Source organism: Pelagibacterium sp. 26DY04 (assembly GCF_031202305.1).
In the GTDB taxonomy this organism is placed as follows: domain Bacteria; phylum Pseudomonadota; class Alphaproteobacteria; order Rhizobiales; family Devosiaceae; genus Pelagibacterium.
Map to the genome: position 1 here is coordinate 2629104 of NZ_CP101731.1, position 16159 is coordinate 2645262.

The window sequence follows — 16159 nt, forward strand, 5'->3', positions numbered from 1 at the left end:
TCAGACTCCTTTTTCGTTTTGATTTTTGTTTGGTTCGAGCACCCAGAGGCACACGGTCAGGCCGTCTTCGCGCGTTGGCGGAAAGGAGCGGCATGAAACGACAGCCAGATCGGAGGCCTGTGCCCAGAGCGCCATCTGCTCGTTGGACATGCCGAGCCGGCGATGCGCCTGCTCGGTCCGCAGGAATTCGAGATCGTGCGGCGCGAAATCGACGATCAGCATGCGACCGCTCGGGCGCAAGCACGCTCCGGCGAAGGCCACGCCGGTACCGGGATCGTCGAAATAGTGCAGCACCTGATGCAGTACCACCAGATCGGCAGCGCCGTGATAATCACCCAGATCAGCGATATCGCCGAGCCGCACCTGCGCGTGGTCGATGCCCGCGGCATCGAGCTTGGCCCGCGCCACCGCAAGCATCTCGCGGCTGGAGTCGAGACCGATCCCGTGTTGGTAGCGATTGGCAAGTAGCTCCAGCATGCGCCCGGTTCCCGTGCCCAGATCGAGCAGAAAGCCCGATTTGGCAGCCCCCGTCGCTTCGACAATCGCCGCTTCGACCGCTGCGTCCGAAACATGCAGGCTCCGCAGCCGATCCCAACTCTGGGCGATCGTGGCGAAATACGCTGCGGCGCGCTCGCGCTGGACCTCCCGCAGACTGGCAAGCTTTTCCCGGTCGCGCCGCAGTTCTGCCGCGTCCGGATCCACGTGTTCGATCACCCACTGCGCCAACGCGCCACTGGCGCGATCGCGGTTGAGACGATAATAGGCCCATGCGCCTTCCGCGTGCCGCGTCACGATTCCGGCATCGGCCAGAAGCTTGAGATGGCGCGAAATGCGCGGCTGGCTCTGCCCGAGGATTTCCGTGAAATCCTTTACGCTCAATTCACCCTGCGTGAGCAGGGCAAGCAGGCGCAGCCGGGTGATTTCACCGGCCGCCTTGAGCAGCAAGACGATGTCTTGCGGTTGCCGCACTGATTTCCCTCGCCATTCGTGTTGATCGAGGGACATAAAGATATCTTTATATCTCCGATGTCAAGGCGATGCGGCGATCAGGCTTGAAAAGCGTTCGGGCTCGTGCAGATATGACAGTAGCTTTACATTAATTTTTGGCATTTCACCGGGGGGCGCGAAATGACTGAAATTGGAGCCATCGGCGCGAATTCCGTCGTCTCCACGCAAGACAGAAACTCCGTCATCTTCACGGCGATCTCGGATCCGCACCGGCGGGCCATCGTCGAGCGATTGGCCCGAAACGGGCCGATGACGGTCGGCGAACTCAGCACGCCATTCGCCATCAGCGCTCCGGCAATTTCGCGCCACCTCAAAGTGCTCGAAGCTGCGGGTGTCGTCCGCCGCACCGTCGATCGGCAATGGCGGGTCTGCCAACTCGAACTCGCCGGCTTGCGCCAGGCCCGCTCCTGGCTCGAAACGGTTCTGACAGCGAACGATTGAGCCAGGCAGCACGCGCAGATTCGGAACCGCTCAGTTTTAAGCTACGGCGTCTTCGCTCCGCCGACGAAAGGCGTGCGAGCGCCACAGCTCGAAAATACCGGCCGCTTCGTCCTCGCTCAGCGCCTCATAGCGCTTGCGTACATTGAGGATATCGGCGCGGCTGGGCATGTCCCTCCAGGGCAGCACACTCACCACGGATTCGAACAGGTCGGCATCGAGGCCAATGGCCTTCGCCGCGACGGTGAAAGCCACATAGTCCTGCATCGCCAGCCATTTGACTACGATTTCGGGCCGCACTTCGAGCAGCATGGTGAGCCCCGCCGCCGTATGGTGTCCATAGCCGAACCGGGTGAACCGATGCAGGGCCTTGAGGTCGAAGCGGCGACGGTCGGCGAGCGCCTTCACCTGGTTCCAGGCAAGCTTCCATTCCTGGGCCGAAAAACCGGCCTGGTTCTTGATGCGGTTGTAGACCACCGCCTGAACCCGCGAGACCATCGCAGGGCTTTCGGCGCGCGACAGCAGCCCCAGCCCTTCCAGGGCCCTCACGCCGACGACCGATATCTCGGCACGCACTTCGGCCCAATCTATATCGGTGCGACCGCGCAGCATCTGCGCAAACGCCTGGTTTTCCAATGCGCGTTCGGCGATCTTTTCGACAGCCTTATGGCTCAGTTTCGCCTGATCGTTTCCCAACAGACGCGTGAGCGAGGGCTCAGCCCCGAACGCAGCGATCGCTTCGCCAACACGACCTGCCAGTCCCTTTCGGCCCGCGATGGCCACGCGATGCGCTTCGGTCCGGTGCTCCGCGATCTCGATCAGGTCGTCATCGGAAAGAACGGTGGAGAATTCGAGCAGCGGACGCGCGACTTCGATAACGTCATTGGCGAGCTTGAGCACCACCGATCCGGGCGCCCGCTCCAGCGGCGCCAAAAGCTCGGCGACATGAGCCCGCGCTTCGGTTTCCACGATATCGGCGAGCTGGCAGAGAACTTCGTCATACTGGGCGACCTGCTCGTCGTCGCACCTGTCCGACACATAAGAGAAAAGTTGCGCCAGGTTGCGGATCAGATGATCGCGCTCGGCTGCATCGGCTTCTCCGTTCAGCACCCTGAAATTCGCGAACGCTCTCAGGCTCTCTCTTGCCTCGGTCATCTTGGTCTCCCCGGCTTTGTGCCGCATGTTTCAACACCCTGCCAGAGCCCTCTTTTCGGCCACCTGAATGGCACCGCAAGCTTTTGAATAAAAAGCCACCTAAACCGAGCGCTCAAGAAAAAGGCCCGGTTCGTGCGAACCGGGCCTCTTAAGCTCTTTGGATGCCGAACTATTCGGCAGCCGAAATCGCGTCGGGACGCTCCTGCTGGCCCGCGGCGACTGCAGCACGGACACCGGCGCCGTATTCGGGGTGCACCTGATCGAACAGCTTGCACTGGCGCTCGATGATTTCGGCCGGCACCCCGCCCATCGCAGCGGCGATATTGGCGAACAGACGCTTCTTCTGGCCCTCGTCAAAGAGGTTGAACAGCGCGCGCGGCTGGCCGAAATCGTCATTGCCTTCGCGGTGATTGTACCGGTCGGCGTCGCCCGAAATCTTGAGCGGCGGCTCCTGCACATCCTTGTTCTCGACCGGACCGCCAAAGCTGTTGGGCTCGTAATAGGCGTCCGTGTTGCCGGTCTTGATGCCACCATAGAAGTTCATCTGACCGTCGCGGTGATAGTGGTGCACCGGGCACTTGGGGGCGTTGACCGGCAGGGCCTCGTAGTGGGTACCCAGGCGGTAGCGGTGCGCGTCGGCATAGGAGAACACGCGGGCCTGCAGCATCTTGTCGGGCGAATGGCCGATGCCCGGCACGATGTTGGACGGCGACAAGGCAACCTGCTCGATCTCGGCGAAATAGTTCTCCGGATTGCGGTTGAGTTCGAGCACCCCGATCTCGATCGGCGGATACTCCCCATGCGGCCACACCTTGGTGAGGTCGAACGGATTGTAGGACGTCTTTTCCGCATCGGCCTCTGGCATGATCTGCACCTGTACCGTCCAGCGCGGGAATTCACCGCGATCGATGGCGCCGAACAGCTCTTCCTGGTAGCTCTCGCGGGTCTTGCCGATGACCTGCTCTGCTTCTTCGTTGGTGTAGAACTTGTGGCCCTGCTGGGTCTTGAAGTGGAACTTCACCCAGAACCGCTCGCCCTCATTGTTCCAGAACGAATAGGTGTGCGAACCGTAGCCGTTCATGAACATCGGCGCGACCGGGAGGCCGCGATCGCTCATCAGGATGGTGACCTGGTGCAGGCTTTCGGGCGAAAGCGACCAGAAATCCCACATCGCCGTGGCCGAACGCAGGTTCGTCTTGGGGTGGCGCTTCTGGGTGTGGATGAAGTCGGGGAACTTCAGCGGATCACGCACGAAGAACACGGGCGTATTGTTGCCGACGAGGTCCCAATTGCCTTCTTCGGTATAGAACTTGATGGCGAAGCCGCGCACGTCGCGTTCGGCGTCGGCAGCACCCAGTTCACCGGCCACGGTCGAGAACCGCAGGATCAGCGGGGTTTCCGAGCCCGGCTGCAGCGCCTTGGCGCGGGTGTACTTGGAAATGTCGCCAGTGATCTTGAGCGTGCCATAAGCACCCCATCCCTTGGCGTGCACCACGCGCTCGGGGATACGCTCGCGGTTCTGATGCGCCAGCTTCTCGATGAGCTGATAGTCCTGCATCAGCACCGGGCCGCGCGGACCGGCCGTGATCGAGTTCTGGTTATCCGGAATGGGCGCGCCCGCGCTGGTCGTCATCGTCGGTTTGTCGGACATGAGGCTCCCCTAGTTTGTACCGATTCTAAAGAGATGAGACTTCGTACCCCCACCATCGCAATTATGCAAATTGATAAAACTGACACATGTGATAAGTTAAGCTAATCATGCATATCACTCTGCGTCAGCTCCAATATGCCCAGGCCATCGCCGAAGAGGGCCATTTCGGCCGTGCCGCCCAGCGCTGCCACGTCACCCAGCCCGCTCTCTCCCAGCAGATCCGCCTGCTCGAAGAGCGTTGCAGCGCTCCGCTGTTCGACCGGCGCGGCAAGACTGTGGCGCTCACCCCGTTCGGCCGGGAGTTCCTCGCTCACGCCGCCCGCGTCCTTAACGCCGCCGCCGATCTCGAAACCTTCGCCGACATGTCGGCGGGCCACCCGGCCCGGCCCCTACGCTTCGGTCTGATCCCCACAGTTGCCCCCTACCTTCTCCCCGACATCCTGCCGGCATTGACCGACCAACTCGATGATATCCAGTTTTCGGTGAGCGAGGGTAAGACCGACCGGCTTTTATCCGCACTTGCCGATGGCGATATCGACCTGGCCCTGATCGGCACCGAACCCGATCGCGGCAATCTCACCTCGGTGCCGCTGTTTGCCGATCCCTTCGTGCTCGCCACCCAGCGTGGATCGGCCTTGCCCGACCCTGTGAACCTCTCCAACCTGTCGCGCGACAAATTCCTCCTCCTCGAAGAAGGCCATTGTCTGCGCGACCAGATGGTGGACGCCTGCGCCCTCAAGCCGGACCTTTCGGGCCGCACCTTCGCGGCGACCTCGCTCACCACCATCCTCGAGCTGGTCGCCAATGGCTATGGCGTCACGCTCCTCCCGGCCATCAGCCTCAGGCGGGAGGAGCACAACCGGCGCATCGAGTTCCACACCCTCGGCGCCCCCGGCGCCGCCCGTATCCTGCGCCTCGCCTGGCGCGCCAACTCGCCCTATGAAGCGCTGTTCCGCGCCATCGCCGATATCGTCTCCAAGGTCGGCGAGGCGAGCCTGAGGACCGAATTAGGCCGGCCGCACGCCGCGCCCCTTCCAGGATCCATACGAGAAAACGGCAAGCGACACCCAGATCAGCCCGAAACTGACCAGCCGTAGCGGGGTCAGTTCCTCACCGAACAGGAAAACGGCGGTCAGGAACTGAAGCGAGGGCGCGATGTATTGAAACATCCCGATGGTCGAGAGCCGCAATTGCCGGGCCGCGAAGGCAAAGAGCACCAGCGGCACCGCGGTGAGCGGCCCCGTCAGGATCAAAAGCACCGTCATTGCTGGATCGGCATAAAAATCGGGCGCCGGCCCGGTCAGCAGATAGACGATATAGATCGCGCTGACCGGAACGAGCACCAGTGTCTCGATCGCCAGCCCCGCCGCCGACCCCACGCCCACGGTCTTCCGCACATAGCCGTAAAAGGCGAACGTCAGAGCCAGCGCAAGCGCCACCCAGGGAATGGTGCCGAGCCCCACCGCCTGTATGGCGATGGCTATAATCGCGATGCCGATGGCCACCGCCTGTGTCCGGCTCAACTTTTCCGACAGCAGCACCATGCCGATGGCGACGCTGACCAGCGGATTGATGAAATAGCCAAAGCTCACTTCAAGCACGAGGTTGTTGCCGACCGCGGAAATGAAAATCAGCCAGTTGGCGGCGATCAGCACCGCCGAGATGCATAGGGCGAAAATGGTGCGCCGATCACGCAGCGCCGTCCGCACCTCCCCGAACTGACGGCGCGCCCAGAGGATCAGCGCCACGAAAATCAGCGAACACAGGATGCGGTTGGCCACCACACCGACCGGGTCGATATCCTCGAGCAGCTTGAAGAACAGCGGCAGCACACCCCAGAGCGTATAGGTGGCCAGAGCCGCGATCACGCCCAGGCGGACATTGTCGTCCGGACCCGTGGGGCGGGGAGATCGCACGCCCTTGGCTGCGGGAGCGCCTTCGATCGATGTCATGGGGAGGCCTTTGAGAAGAGTCGCAAATTCAAACTTTAGCGCCGGGCGCCCGCGCCCGCCAGCCACAGTTTGTGATCGAACCGATCAGCTCTCGTGGTCGTCCTGTCCGGTCAGCATGGCGAGGAATTCGAGCAGCAGCGGGTTGAAAAGGTCCGGCCGCTCGAGGCTGGGCAGGTGCGCGGTCCCCTCGATCACCACGGCGAATGCGTTCTCCATCTCCTCGGAGAGATCGTCATGGCGGTTGACGATATGCGGGAAATCGAGATCACCCGCCACCAGCAGCGTCGGCGCCCCGATCTCGCCCACCGCATGCACCGCCGATTGCGGCTTGTCCTCACGCGTCAATTGCGGCTTGCGCAGAATATTGCCGTTCATGGCCTGAAACAGCGCGCGGATATCTCCCGACACGCGCCCGCTCTCGGACAGCGGCCCGTCAAGCCAGGCATGGGCGTCCACCGCATTGATGGCATCAACATCCCCGCTCTCTTCGACGGCCTCCATCGCGTTGGCGATGGTCATGATTTCAGGCGGCAGGCGCGGCACCCGCGCACCGCTGATCGAGGTGCCCACTAGCACCAGCCCCGCCACGCGCTCGGGATTGGCCAGCGCGAAATCGATGGCCAGCGCCCCGCCGCTGGAAGCCCCAACGAACACCGCCGCATGCACGTCGAGCGCTTCGAGCACCGCTTCGAGGTCTTCGAGATGGGAGAACCCTTCGTCGGGCGAGCTCGTATCCCCGAAGCCGCGCCGATCATAGGCAATGCCCCAGAACCCCGCCGCCGCCACCGCTTCGATCTGATTTTCCCACATGCGCCGATCGCATACGCCTGCGTGCAGGAACACCACGGGTATCCCCTCCCCGGCTTCCAGCCCGGTGAATACGGTGTCATCGATTTGGAGGGAAAAGGGTTCGGTCATCGGGCGATCCTACTCCAAAAGAATGGGCCGGGGATATCCCCCGGCCCATTCATGCAGCGATTCGAAAGCGTTATCGCGTCAGCGGCTTGTAGCTCACCCGCTTGGGGTTGACCGCGTCCGGCCCCAGCCGCCGCACCTTGTCGGCCTCGTAGTCCTGGAAGTTCCCCTCGAACCATTCCACATGGCTGTCGCCCTCGAAAGCGAGGATATGCGTCGCCAGGCGGTCGAGGAACATGCGATCGTGCGAGATGATCACGGCGCAGCCCGCGAACTCTTCCAGCGCCTCTTCCAGCGCGGCGAGGGTCTCGGTGTCCAGATCGTTGGTCGGTTCGTCGAGCAGCAGCACGTTGGCGCCAGATTTCAGCATCTTGGCCAGATGCACGCGATTGCGCTGCCCGCCCGAAAGCGTGCCCACCGGCTGCTGCTGATCGCCGCCCTTGAAGTTGAACGAGGAGGTATAGGCCCGCGAATTGACCTCGCGCTTGCCCAGCTTGATAATGTCGTTGCCGTCCGAGATTTCCTCCCAGACGCTCTTTTTGGGATCGAGGCTGTCGCGGCTCTGATCCACATAGCCCAGTTGCACCGTTTCTCCCACCGTGATCGAGCCGCTGTCGGGCTGTTCCTGCCCGGTAAGCATCTTGAACAGCGTGGACTTGCCCGCGCCGTTTGGCCCGATCACGCCCACGATACCACCCGGCGGCAGCTTGAAGCTCAGATCGTCGATCAACAGCCGGTCACCGAACCCCTTGGAGAGATTTTCAACGTCGATGACGTTCTGACCCAGGCGTTCGCCAGGCGGAATGATGATCTGCGCCGTCGAGGATTGCGTGCGCGCCTCGTTGATCTTGACCAGCTCGTCATAGGCCCGGATACGCGCCTTGGATTTGGTCTGCCGCGCCTGGGGCGACTGGCCCAGCCATTCCTTTTCGCGCTCCAGCACCTTGGAGCGCGCCGCGTCTTCGGCCTTCTCCTGCTTCAAACGCTTGGCCTTGGCATCGAGATAGGCGGTGTAATTGCCTTCGTACGGAATGCCCCGGCCGCGGTCGAGTTCAAGAATCCAGCCCGTGACATTGTCGAGGAAGTAACGGTCGTGGGTGATGATCAACACCGCGCCGGGATATTCGCGCAGGTGCTTTTCGAGCCATGCCGTGGTTTCGGCGTCCAGATGGTTGGTCGGTTCGTCGAGCAGCAGCAGATCGGGCTGGCTGAGCAGGAGCTGGCACAGCGCCACGCGGCGCTTTTCACCGCCCGAAAGATTGGTGACGTTCTCCCCGGCCGGCGGACAGCGCAGCGCGTCCATGGCCATCTCGACCTTGGAATCGAGATCCCAGAGGTTCTCGGCGTCGATCTGGTCCTGAAGCTTTGAGGCTTCGTCGGCCGTCTCGTCCGAATAGTTCATCATCAATTCGTTATAGCGGTCGAGGATCGCCTGCTTTTCCTTGACCCCGATCATGACGTTGCCCTTGACGTCGAGCATCTCGTCGAGCTGGGGCTCCTGCGGCAGATAGCCGACCGTCGCGCCGTCGGCGGCCCAGGCTTCGCCGGTGAACTCGGTATCGATCCCGGCCATGATTTTGAGAAGCGTGGACTTACCGGCGCCGTTCGGCCCCAGAATGCCGATCTTGGCATCGGGGTAGAACGAGAGGTTCATATTGTCGATGACCTTCTTGCCGCCCGAATAGGCCTTCGACATGCCGTGCATATGGTAGATGAATTGACGCGCCATAAAGCGAGAGCCTCTTGCAATTCTCTTGGGAAATCTTGGCGCCGTATGTAGGCCAAGCCGCGACGAGGCGCAATGGGAGGGACCTCGAACACGGGCGAGCAAAAGTGACCGACGACCACCGGCCTCGGTTGATGATTGGATAGACGGCATGGGGCGATGAACGCTCCGCACTGTATTTGTTAGTATGAAGCGATCATCGCCCCATGCGTCCGGGATTTTGGGCCTGGTCGTCCTCTCATGCTGGGGCCAATCCCCGCTGGCTTTCGCCAGTACACCCTCGGCCTTACCGTGGGCTGGCGCTGGGAACGTTTCTGCCTCCGCTGACGCGACCGCCAACGGACCCGAACCGATCCCGCCCAAACGTTCGTAGCGCTTGCGTCCATATGCGCGGGGTCGTGAGGGGGAGTATGGGGCAAGCGCAGGGGGCGGGGATAAGTTTTTGGCGCCGGTGTCTGTGGAAGCTCAGCGCCCCCCTCATCCCCGGCCCTTCTCCCACCAGAGGAGAAGGGGGCTCCTGGGGGAGCGTTAGGGCTGGGGCTCAGGGGCTGAGTGTACTGGATCCCGGCTCAAGGCCGGGATGACGGCTGGGGGTGGTGTGATGGTGGGGATAAGCAGTTGGGCTGCTGAAAACCTCGGTTGTGGAGCGGGGTGAGGGGGCGGGAGGCGGGGCTGTGCCCTGCCTCACCCCCACCGTGTCACCCCGGGCTTGACCCGGGGCGAGGTATGCGCGCCGTTTTCGGCTCTTGCGATGACGCAAGCTCAGCGCCCCCTCATCCCCGGCCCTTCTCCCACCAGGGGAGAAGGGGGCTCTTGGGGGAGCGTTGCGGCTTGGGCTCAGGCGCTGAGTGTACTGGATCCCGGCTCAAGGCCGGGATGACGGTGGTGGGGTGATGGTGGGGATAAGCAGTTGGGCTGCTGGAGACCTCGGCGGTGGAGCGTGGAGGGGTCCGGAGACGGGGCAGTGCCCTACCTCACCCCCAACGTGTCACCCCGGGCTTGACCCGGGGCAAGGTATGCGCGCCGTTCTCGGCTCTTGCGATGACGCAAGCTCAGCGCCCCCCTCATCCCCTGCCATTCGAGCGTAGCTCTCATGGCCTTCTCACCTCCAATCGTGCCACCGGCACGATTGGCCAAAGGACGGCTCGAAGTCTCCCACCAGGGAGAAGGGGGCTCTTGGGGCATGTTCTTGAGAGAAGCCAGGAGCGCTGTGCTGGTGTGTACCCCCGTTCCCTTCTCCCCTGGTGGGAGAAGGTGGCCGCGAAGCGGTCGGATGAGGGGGGGCTCGGCATATCAACGGGCACCGGCGGTGATTGGTGAAGCTCAGCGCACCCCTCATCCGTCTCGCCCTTTGGGCGATCCACCTTCTCCCTCAAGGGGAGAAGGGGTTCCCGGGGGAAGCGTTACGGCTGGGGCTCAGGCGCTGAGTGTACTGGATCCCGGCTCAAGGCCGGGATGACGGGTTGGTGGGTGATGGTGGGGATAAGCAGTTGGGTTGCTGGAGACCTTGGTGGTGGAGCGTGTTGAGGGCCGGAGGCGAGGCTGTGCCCTGCCTCAGCACCACCGTGTCACCCCGGGCTTGACCCGGGGCAAGGTATGCGCGCCGTTCTCGGCTCTTGCCATGACGCAAGCTCAGCGCCCCCCTCATCCCCGGCCATTCGAGCGTAGCTCTCATGGCCTTCTCACCTCCAATCGTGCCACCGGCACGATTGGCCAAAGGACGGTTCGAAGTCTCCCACCAGGGGAGAAGGGGGCTCTTGGGGCATGTTCCTGAGAGGAGCCAGGAGCTCTGTGCTTGTGTTTACCCCATTACCCTTCTCCCCTGGTGGGAGAAGGTGGCCGCGAAGCGGTCGGATGAGGGGGGCTTGGCATATCAACGGGCACCGGCGGTGATTGGTGAAGCTCAGCGCACCCCTCATCCGTCTCGCCCTTTGGGCGATCCACCTTCTCCCTCAAGGGGAGAAGGGATTCCGGGGGAAGCGTTACGGCCGGGGCCCAAGCGCTGAGTGTACTGGATCCCGGCTCAAGGTCGGGATGACGGTTGGAGGTGATGTGATGGTGGTGAGGCCGGGACTGCCCCGTCTCCGACCCTCTATGGCCGTCGGATGCTTGCGCGCGCCCACCGTCTTCCAGACGTCTCATATCGATGCAAGACTTGGATGTTTGATCATCGTCCTCTGAGGTGCCGTCATTTCTGTTCAGTCCCGCACGCCGCTTTCGCTTTCGGAATTCTTCGCGCCCGGTGACCGTCCACTTCGCCCGGGACAGCGCGCCGAGCTGCGCACCATCGATATCGACGGCGGCAATGAAACCACCGTGCTGATCTCCGACCAGGTGATCGAGGCACCCAATTGGACGCCGGACGGGCAATGGCTGATCTTCAACGCCGGCGGCGAACTCTGGCGGATGCCCGCCGATGGCAGCGCTGAGCCCGATCCCATCGATACCGGCTCCATCCGCCGGCTCAACAACGATCATGTGCTCTCGCCCGACGGCCAGACCATCTATATGAGCAACAATGACGGCCATCTCTACGCCGTGCCGATCGCCGGCGGACAGCCCCGCAAGGTTTCCAACACCCACTCGGTCTATTTCCGCCACTATCTCCACGGCATCTCGCCAGACGGGGAAACGCTTTGCTATGTGGCGGTCGAAGGCGACGAACCCCGCCGCGCCAACATCTTCACCATTCCCGCCGACGGTGGTCCCGACACACGCCTCTCGGACATCTCCGAGCCCAATGACGGACCCGAATTCTCGCCCGATGGGGAATGGATCTATTTTAATTCCGAGCGCGCGGTGACCGAGCCCGGCCATGCCCAGATCTTCCGCATGCGGCCCGACGGAACCGGCATCGAGCAGTTGACTCACGACGAACGTGTCAACTGGTTCCCGCACCCTTCCCCTGATGGCGAATGGATCGTCTATCTCAGCTACCCTCAGGGAACCCTGGGCCATCCGGCCGACAGGCACGTCATCTTGCGCCGCATGCGTCCCGATGGCAGCGAAATGGCCGACGTGGCCGCATTTTTCGGCGGCCAGGGAACCATCAACGTCAATTCCTGGGCCCCCGACAGTCGCCGCTTCGCCTTCGTCGCCTATCCCGTGAGCTAATGCTCGATCCACACCGGGACGGATTTGAAGGCCGGAGTTTTGGAACGCGGATCGATCTCGGTGCCAACCAGCACATTGGCCTCTGGATAATAAGCCAGCGCCGAACCGCGCGGAATGTCGAAGGCGATGGCCTTTAGCCCGGTCATCTTCCCGCGCGCCGAGGCGAGATTCACCGCATCGCCTTCGGCAACGCCAAGCGCCGCCATATCCTCGGCATTGAGCAGCACCGACCAGCGTGGCGCGCTCTTGCGGTAGGAATCGGCGTCCTCGTAGACGATGGTGTTGAACTGGCCCTCCGAGCGGATGGTGGCCAGGGTCAGTGACGTTCTTCCATCCGGCGCGCTGACGGGCTCGGGCAGCTTGACGGTGACGAAGCTGGCCTTCCCTTCCGCCCCGCCGAAACTGGGTTCGTGCAGCACGCGGTTCCTGATGTGGAACTCGCGCTTGGCCACATCGATATCGGCCAGCGCCTCCATGCCCGGCACGATCTCGGCGATCGCCTCGCGCACCTTCGAATGGGTCTTGAACACCCGGAAATCGAGCTGGCCGGGCGGCAGGATACGCTCGGCGAGATCGCACAGGATGACGCTTTCGGGGCGCACATTGGCGAGCCTGTCGATGCCGCCATCCGAGAGCCGGACGAAATTGAACATCGATTCCTGCGTGGTGGGCTCCCATTCCTCGTCACGCGCCGTGACCGGCAAGATGAGGCTTTCGCTCCCGTCATGCCCGTGGACGTGCCCCAGATTGAGGGTCGTGGTGAGGAACAGCTTGAACCCGATCCGATCCAGCGCCTCCCCGGCCCAATTGGTATCGGGCGAAGCGCCATAGAGATTGCCGCCCATGATCACCGCTGCGTCCATCTCGCCGCGATGCGCGGCGGCAAGGCAGGCCATGGTGTCGAGGCCCTTGGTCCGGCTCAGCGTCAGCCCGAACGCGCGCTCCATGGCGGCGAACACGTCCTCGGCGACCACGGGCTTGACCCCAATCGTGCCGATGCCTTGCACGTTGGAGTGCCCGCGCAGCGGCAGCAGGCCGGCAAACCTCTTGCCCACCATGCCGCGCAGCAGGGCGAGATTGGCGATCATCTCGACATTCTCGACGCCGTGGACATGGTGCGTCATGCCCATGCCCCAGGCGAAAACGGCGTTTTCAGCCTCGCCATAACGATCGGCGATCTCTTCGATGCGGGCGCGGGAGATGCAGGTCTTTTCTTCGATGCTTTCCCAGCTTTGCGCCAGCACCGACGCCCTGAAGGCTTCAAAGCCACGGGTATGGGCCGCAACGAAATGTTGGTCGGCATGGCCCTTTTCGATCACCGCGCGGGCGATGCCGGTCATTAGCGCGACGTCGGAACCGATGCGCGGCTGGAGATAGTCCGATGCGATCTCGTCGCCGCCCTTGAGCATCGAGGATGGCGATTTCGGCACCGCGAACTTGACCAGCCCCGGCTCCCTTGCCGGATTGATGACGATCACCTGCCCGCCCCTGTCGCGGCAGGCCTTGAGCATGTGGATGAAGCGCGGATGGTTCGAGGAGGGGTTGGCGCCGATGACGAAGATCAGATCGGCGCCTTTGAGATCGGCCAACTCGACCGTCGCCGTTCCCTTGCCGATCGTGGTCGCCAGCCCTTCGCTGGTCGCCTGATGGCAATAATACGAGCAGTTGTTGACGTTGTTGGTACCGAAGGCGCGGGCGAGGAGCTGGAAGATGAAGCCCGCTTCGTTGGACGAGCGGCCCGAGGAATAAAAGAAGGTGCGATCGGGCGTCGTCGCCAGAAGGCGGGCGGCGGCATGGTCCAGCGCCCAGTCCCAGGAAACGACGGAATAGCGATCCGCGCCGGCCGGTTTGTAGACCGGATCGCCCAACCGCCCCAGATGCTCCATCTCCCGGCCGGTCAGTTCCTTGAGATCGGCAAGCGGGTGCGCGAAGATTGCGTGCGGAATGGCAGGCTGGATATCGGTCGATTGCGCCTGTACGGATTTGTTGCAAACAGAGGGGAATTCGCCCAACTCATTGGTCATCCCGCCCGCCTGCCCGCCCATGCCATAGGCGCAGGCCTTGCAGGTGTTCCTGGCCGTCAGCGCCTTGGCGGCCTTGCCCACGCCCATGCGGGCCACGGTCTGCAGCGTATAGAGGACCTTCTTGGGACCTCCCCCGACGGTCTGGTGCTGATGCGGCATCGAATTCTCCTCGCCCCTTTATGCACCCGCCGCCCGGCGGCGCGCAACCGAACGCGATGTATCCGCCGCGTGGAAAAAGACGATACACAGAAGACGCCTCGTGCCCGTTGCAAAGCGATTCGACATGACCACCGCCACCCGCACCTCGCCATTCCACCTCCTCCTCGCCTTCGGCAGCGGCGGCCTGCTGACGCTGATGGTGGATTTCAACGGGCTGGTCGGCCTCCATGGCGGGGCGCTCTATTCCTCATGGGTTGCCCATGGCACCGGAACCGTGGCGGCGATCGTCTTCCTGGCCCTGCTGCGCTTTGCGCCGCAGGTGGACGCCGGGACCGGCAAGCTCAACGCGCCGCTCTGGGCCTATCTCGGCGGCGTATCGGGCGCCGTGACCGTGATGCTGACTTCAACGACGGTCAATTCGCCGCTCGCCCTTTCGGGCACCTTGGCGCTCGGGCTGGCCGGTCAGGTCGTCTTTTCGCTGGCCGCCGATCGCTGGGGATTGTTCGGGCTGCCCAAGCGCATACCGCGTCTCAAGGATTTTGCCGCCCTTGCGCTGATCTTTGCCGGATCAGTAATCATCATTTTCGGCCAGGGGTGAGACGATGACCAACGCCATTCTTTTCGCCCTGCTTGCCGGCATTCTGGTTTCGCTTTCCCGCCAGCTCAATGGCCGGCTGGCGCTTTCGACAAGCGCGCTGATCGCCTCGTTCTGGAACCATGCCGTCGGCTTTGCCGTGCTGACGATCCTGGGGCTGCTCATCGGCGGACTTTGGCCCCAAGGCGCTCTCGATGCGCCATGGTATGCCTATCTCGGGGGCATGATCGGGGTCGTTTTCGTCGCGTCGGGAAGTTGGCTGATCGCCCGCATCGGGGCCGTCAACACGGCAATGCTGGTGATCGGCGGGCAGATGGTTTTTGGCGTGCTGCTCGATCTCGTCCGCGGCGCCGGCGGCAATCTCGTCATGAGCTTTATCGGCGTCGTGATGATCATCGCCGGCATGGCGCTGACGCAGAAGCGCGATTGAGGGGGCCGGCGGGTTGAGCCCGCCGGCCGCCGGCTTTTAGTTCACATAGACGTTGAGCGTCTGCCCAGTCTGGACGATGCCGAGGATGTCGGTCGCAGAGTAGGACGATTGGGCCAGTGCCGATTGCAGCGCCGGGATCGACGGCGCGACCTGGGCAAGAAGCCCTGAACCAAGCTGGCCGTCGAGACCCGGGCAAAGCGAGATGGGGATGAACTGAACATTCCCGGCGCTCGCCCAGTTGGAGACGGCCCGCGTGGAGTAGTTGATCGAGGCGAGTTGACCGAACAGCTCGGTGTTGCTGCCCACGCAGGAAACACCTGCCGTGCCCGCTCCACCGCCTCCTCCGCCGTTGCCGCCGCCTATGGCACCGCCGCCATTGCCGCCGCCACCGCCATTGCCTCCGCCGTTGCCGCCACCGCCATTGCCGTTTCCGTCGCCGTCACCATCTCCATCTCCGTCACCGTCACCGTCGCCGTCTCCATCGCCGTTACCGCCGCCGCCTCCGCCCAAACCAACGTCAACGTCGGCATCCACCAGGCTGTCGCCGCCGACGGTGGCATCGACGTCAGCGTCGAGCCCTCCATCGCCACCGACATTGGCGTCGACATCGGCATCAACGAGCCGTCCTCCGCCGCCGACATTGGCATCGGCGTCAAGGTCCACACCGTCATCGCCAAGCACGTTGACGTCGGTGTCGAGATCAAGACCATCGCTGGTATCGAGATCCACCTCGGCATCGACAATGCCGAGATCGAGATCGAGTTGGGCCCATGCGGGCGTGACCGAAAGAGCTGCCGCGACGAAGGCCGCGATCGATATGCCAGTAAATTTGTACATCGTTACCTCCTGCATTGTACAAATCGCTCCTTCAGCGAACTGAAGGCGCGTAAGAGCCCGGGTGCATACCCGATGCTCATGCTGGAGGCGGCCGCCAACCGACAGTCAAAATGGATTAACTATGCCAACGGTTTCCTGTGATCATTCCCGTTGGT

General features: G+C 63.0%; 14 protein-coding genes. 6 read left to right on the forward strand and 8 right to left on the reverse strand.

All coding sequences use genetic code 11. The annotated features are described in order from the left end of the window. On the reverse strand, nucleotides 1-1005 hold the full coding sequence (locus NO932_RS13040; RefSeq protein ID WP_309207736.1) for a metalloregulator ArsR/SmtB family transcription factor: 1005 nt from the start codon (nucleotides 1003-1005) through the stop codon (nucleotides 1-3). 123 nt (nucleotides 1006-1128) lie between these two features. Between NO932_RS13040 and NO932_RS13045 the strand changes: the two genes are divergently transcribed. Further along, nucleotides 1129-1449: a metalloregulator ArsR/SmtB family transcription factor gene (locus NO932_RS13045; RefSeq protein ID WP_309207737.1), complete on the forward strand. Its 321-nt coding sequence runs from the start codon at nucleotides 1129-1131 to the stop codon at nucleotides 1447-1449. Nucleotides 1450-1485: 36 nt separating this feature from the next. Here the strand turns inward: NO932_RS13045 and NO932_RS13050 are convergent, their stop codons facing one another. Both NO932_RS13050 and katA read right to left on the reverse strand, forming a co-directional pair. Further along, nucleotides 1486-2601, reverse strand: coding sequence for a DUF2336 domain-containing protein (locus NO932_RS13050; RefSeq protein WP_309207738.1), 1116 nt, complete (start codon nucleotides 2599-2601; stop codon nucleotides 1486-1488). A 169-nt stretch (nucleotides 2602-2770) separates the two neighbouring features. After that, nucleotides 2771-4252 (reverse strand): catalase KatA, encoded by a 1482-nt coding sequence (gene katA / locus NO932_RS13055; RefSeq protein ID WP_309207740.1) that lies wholly within the window; start codon nucleotides 4250-4252, stop codon nucleotides 2771-2773. Nucleotides 4253-4359: 107 nt separating this feature from the next. Here katA and NO932_RS13060 point away from each other — a divergent pair, with 107 nt between their 5' ends. Continuing rightward, nucleotides 4360-5349, forward strand: a complete 990-nt coding sequence (locus NO932_RS13060) for a LysR substrate-binding domain-containing protein (RefSeq protein ID WP_309160551.1) — start codon at nucleotides 4360-4362, stop codon at nucleotides 5347-5349. On the opposite strand, the gene rarD is transcribed toward NO932_RS13060, so the two are convergent. From rarD to ettA, 3 genes are all read right to left on the reverse strand, one after another. Continuing rightward, nucleotides 5260-6204 carry an EamA family transporter RarD gene (gene rarD, locus NO932_RS13065; protein WP_309207741.1) on the reverse strand — a complete coding sequence of 315 codons (945 nt, stop codon included), beginning with the start codon at nucleotides 6202-6204 and terminating at the stop codon, nucleotides 5260-5262. The two genes, NO932_RS13060 and rarD, sit on opposite strands and share 90 nt — an antisense overlap. Nucleotides 6205-6288: 84 nt before the next feature. Continuing rightward, entirely contained in the window at nucleotides 6289-7122 is an 834-nt protein-coding gene (locus NO932_RS13070) for an alpha/beta hydrolase (protein WP_309207742.1), read from the reverse strand. A 70-nt stretch (nucleotides 7123-7192) separates the two neighbouring features. Continuing rightward, nucleotides 7193-8848, reverse strand: coding sequence for an energy-dependent translational throttle protein EttA (gene ettA / locus NO932_RS13075; protein WP_309160548.1), 1656 nt, complete (start codon nucleotides 8846-8848; stop codon nucleotides 7193-7195). Nucleotides 8849-11161: 2313 nt separating this feature from the next. Between ettA and NO932_RS13080 the strand changes: the two genes are divergently transcribed. Continuing rightward, the gene (locus NO932_RS13080; protein ID WP_309207743.1) at nucleotides 11162-11959 is read left to right on the forward strand and encodes a biopolymer transporter Tol; all 798 of its coding nucleotides are present in this window, start codon (nucleotides 11162-11164) and stop codon (nucleotides 11957-11959) included. Here NO932_RS13080 and NO932_RS13085 read toward each other — a convergent pair. Continuing rightward, nucleotides 11956-14142, reverse strand: coding sequence for an FdhF/YdeP family oxidoreductase (locus tag NO932_RS13085; RefSeq protein ID WP_309207744.1), 2187 nt, complete (start codon nucleotides 14140-14142; stop codon nucleotides 11956-11958). The genes NO932_RS13080 and NO932_RS13085 overlap by 4 nt on opposite strands. Before the next feature lie 124 nt (nucleotides 14143-14266). Here NO932_RS13085 and NO932_RS13090 point away from each other — a divergent pair, with 124 nt between their 5' ends. Beyond that, a complete protein-coding gene (locus NO932_RS13090) occupies nucleotides 14267-14740 on the forward strand; it encodes a DMT family transporter (protein WP_309207746.1) in 474 nt (157 codons plus the stop codon). A 4-nt stretch (nucleotides 14741-14744) separates the two neighbouring features. Then, on the forward strand, nucleotides 14745-15167 hold the full coding sequence (locus tag NO932_RS13095) for a DMT family transporter (protein WP_309207747.1): 423 nt from the start codon (nucleotides 14745-14747) through the stop codon (nucleotides 15165-15167). Between the two features lie 36 nt (nucleotides 15168-15203). Here NO932_RS13095 and NO932_RS13100 read toward each other — a convergent pair whose 3' ends face one another. Then, entirely contained in the window at nucleotides 15204-15473 is a 270-nt protein-coding gene (locus NO932_RS13100) for a hypothetical protein (RefSeq protein ID WP_309207748.1), read from the reverse strand. Between NO932_RS13100 and NO932_RS13105 the strand changes: the two genes are divergently transcribed. Then, a complete protein-coding gene (locus NO932_RS13105) occupies nucleotides 15444-16145 on the forward strand; it encodes a hypothetical protein (RefSeq protein WP_309207749.1) in 702 nt (233 codons plus the stop codon). The genes NO932_RS13100 and NO932_RS13105 overlap by 30 nt on opposite strands. Nucleotides 16146-16159: the final 14 nt, after the last annotated feature.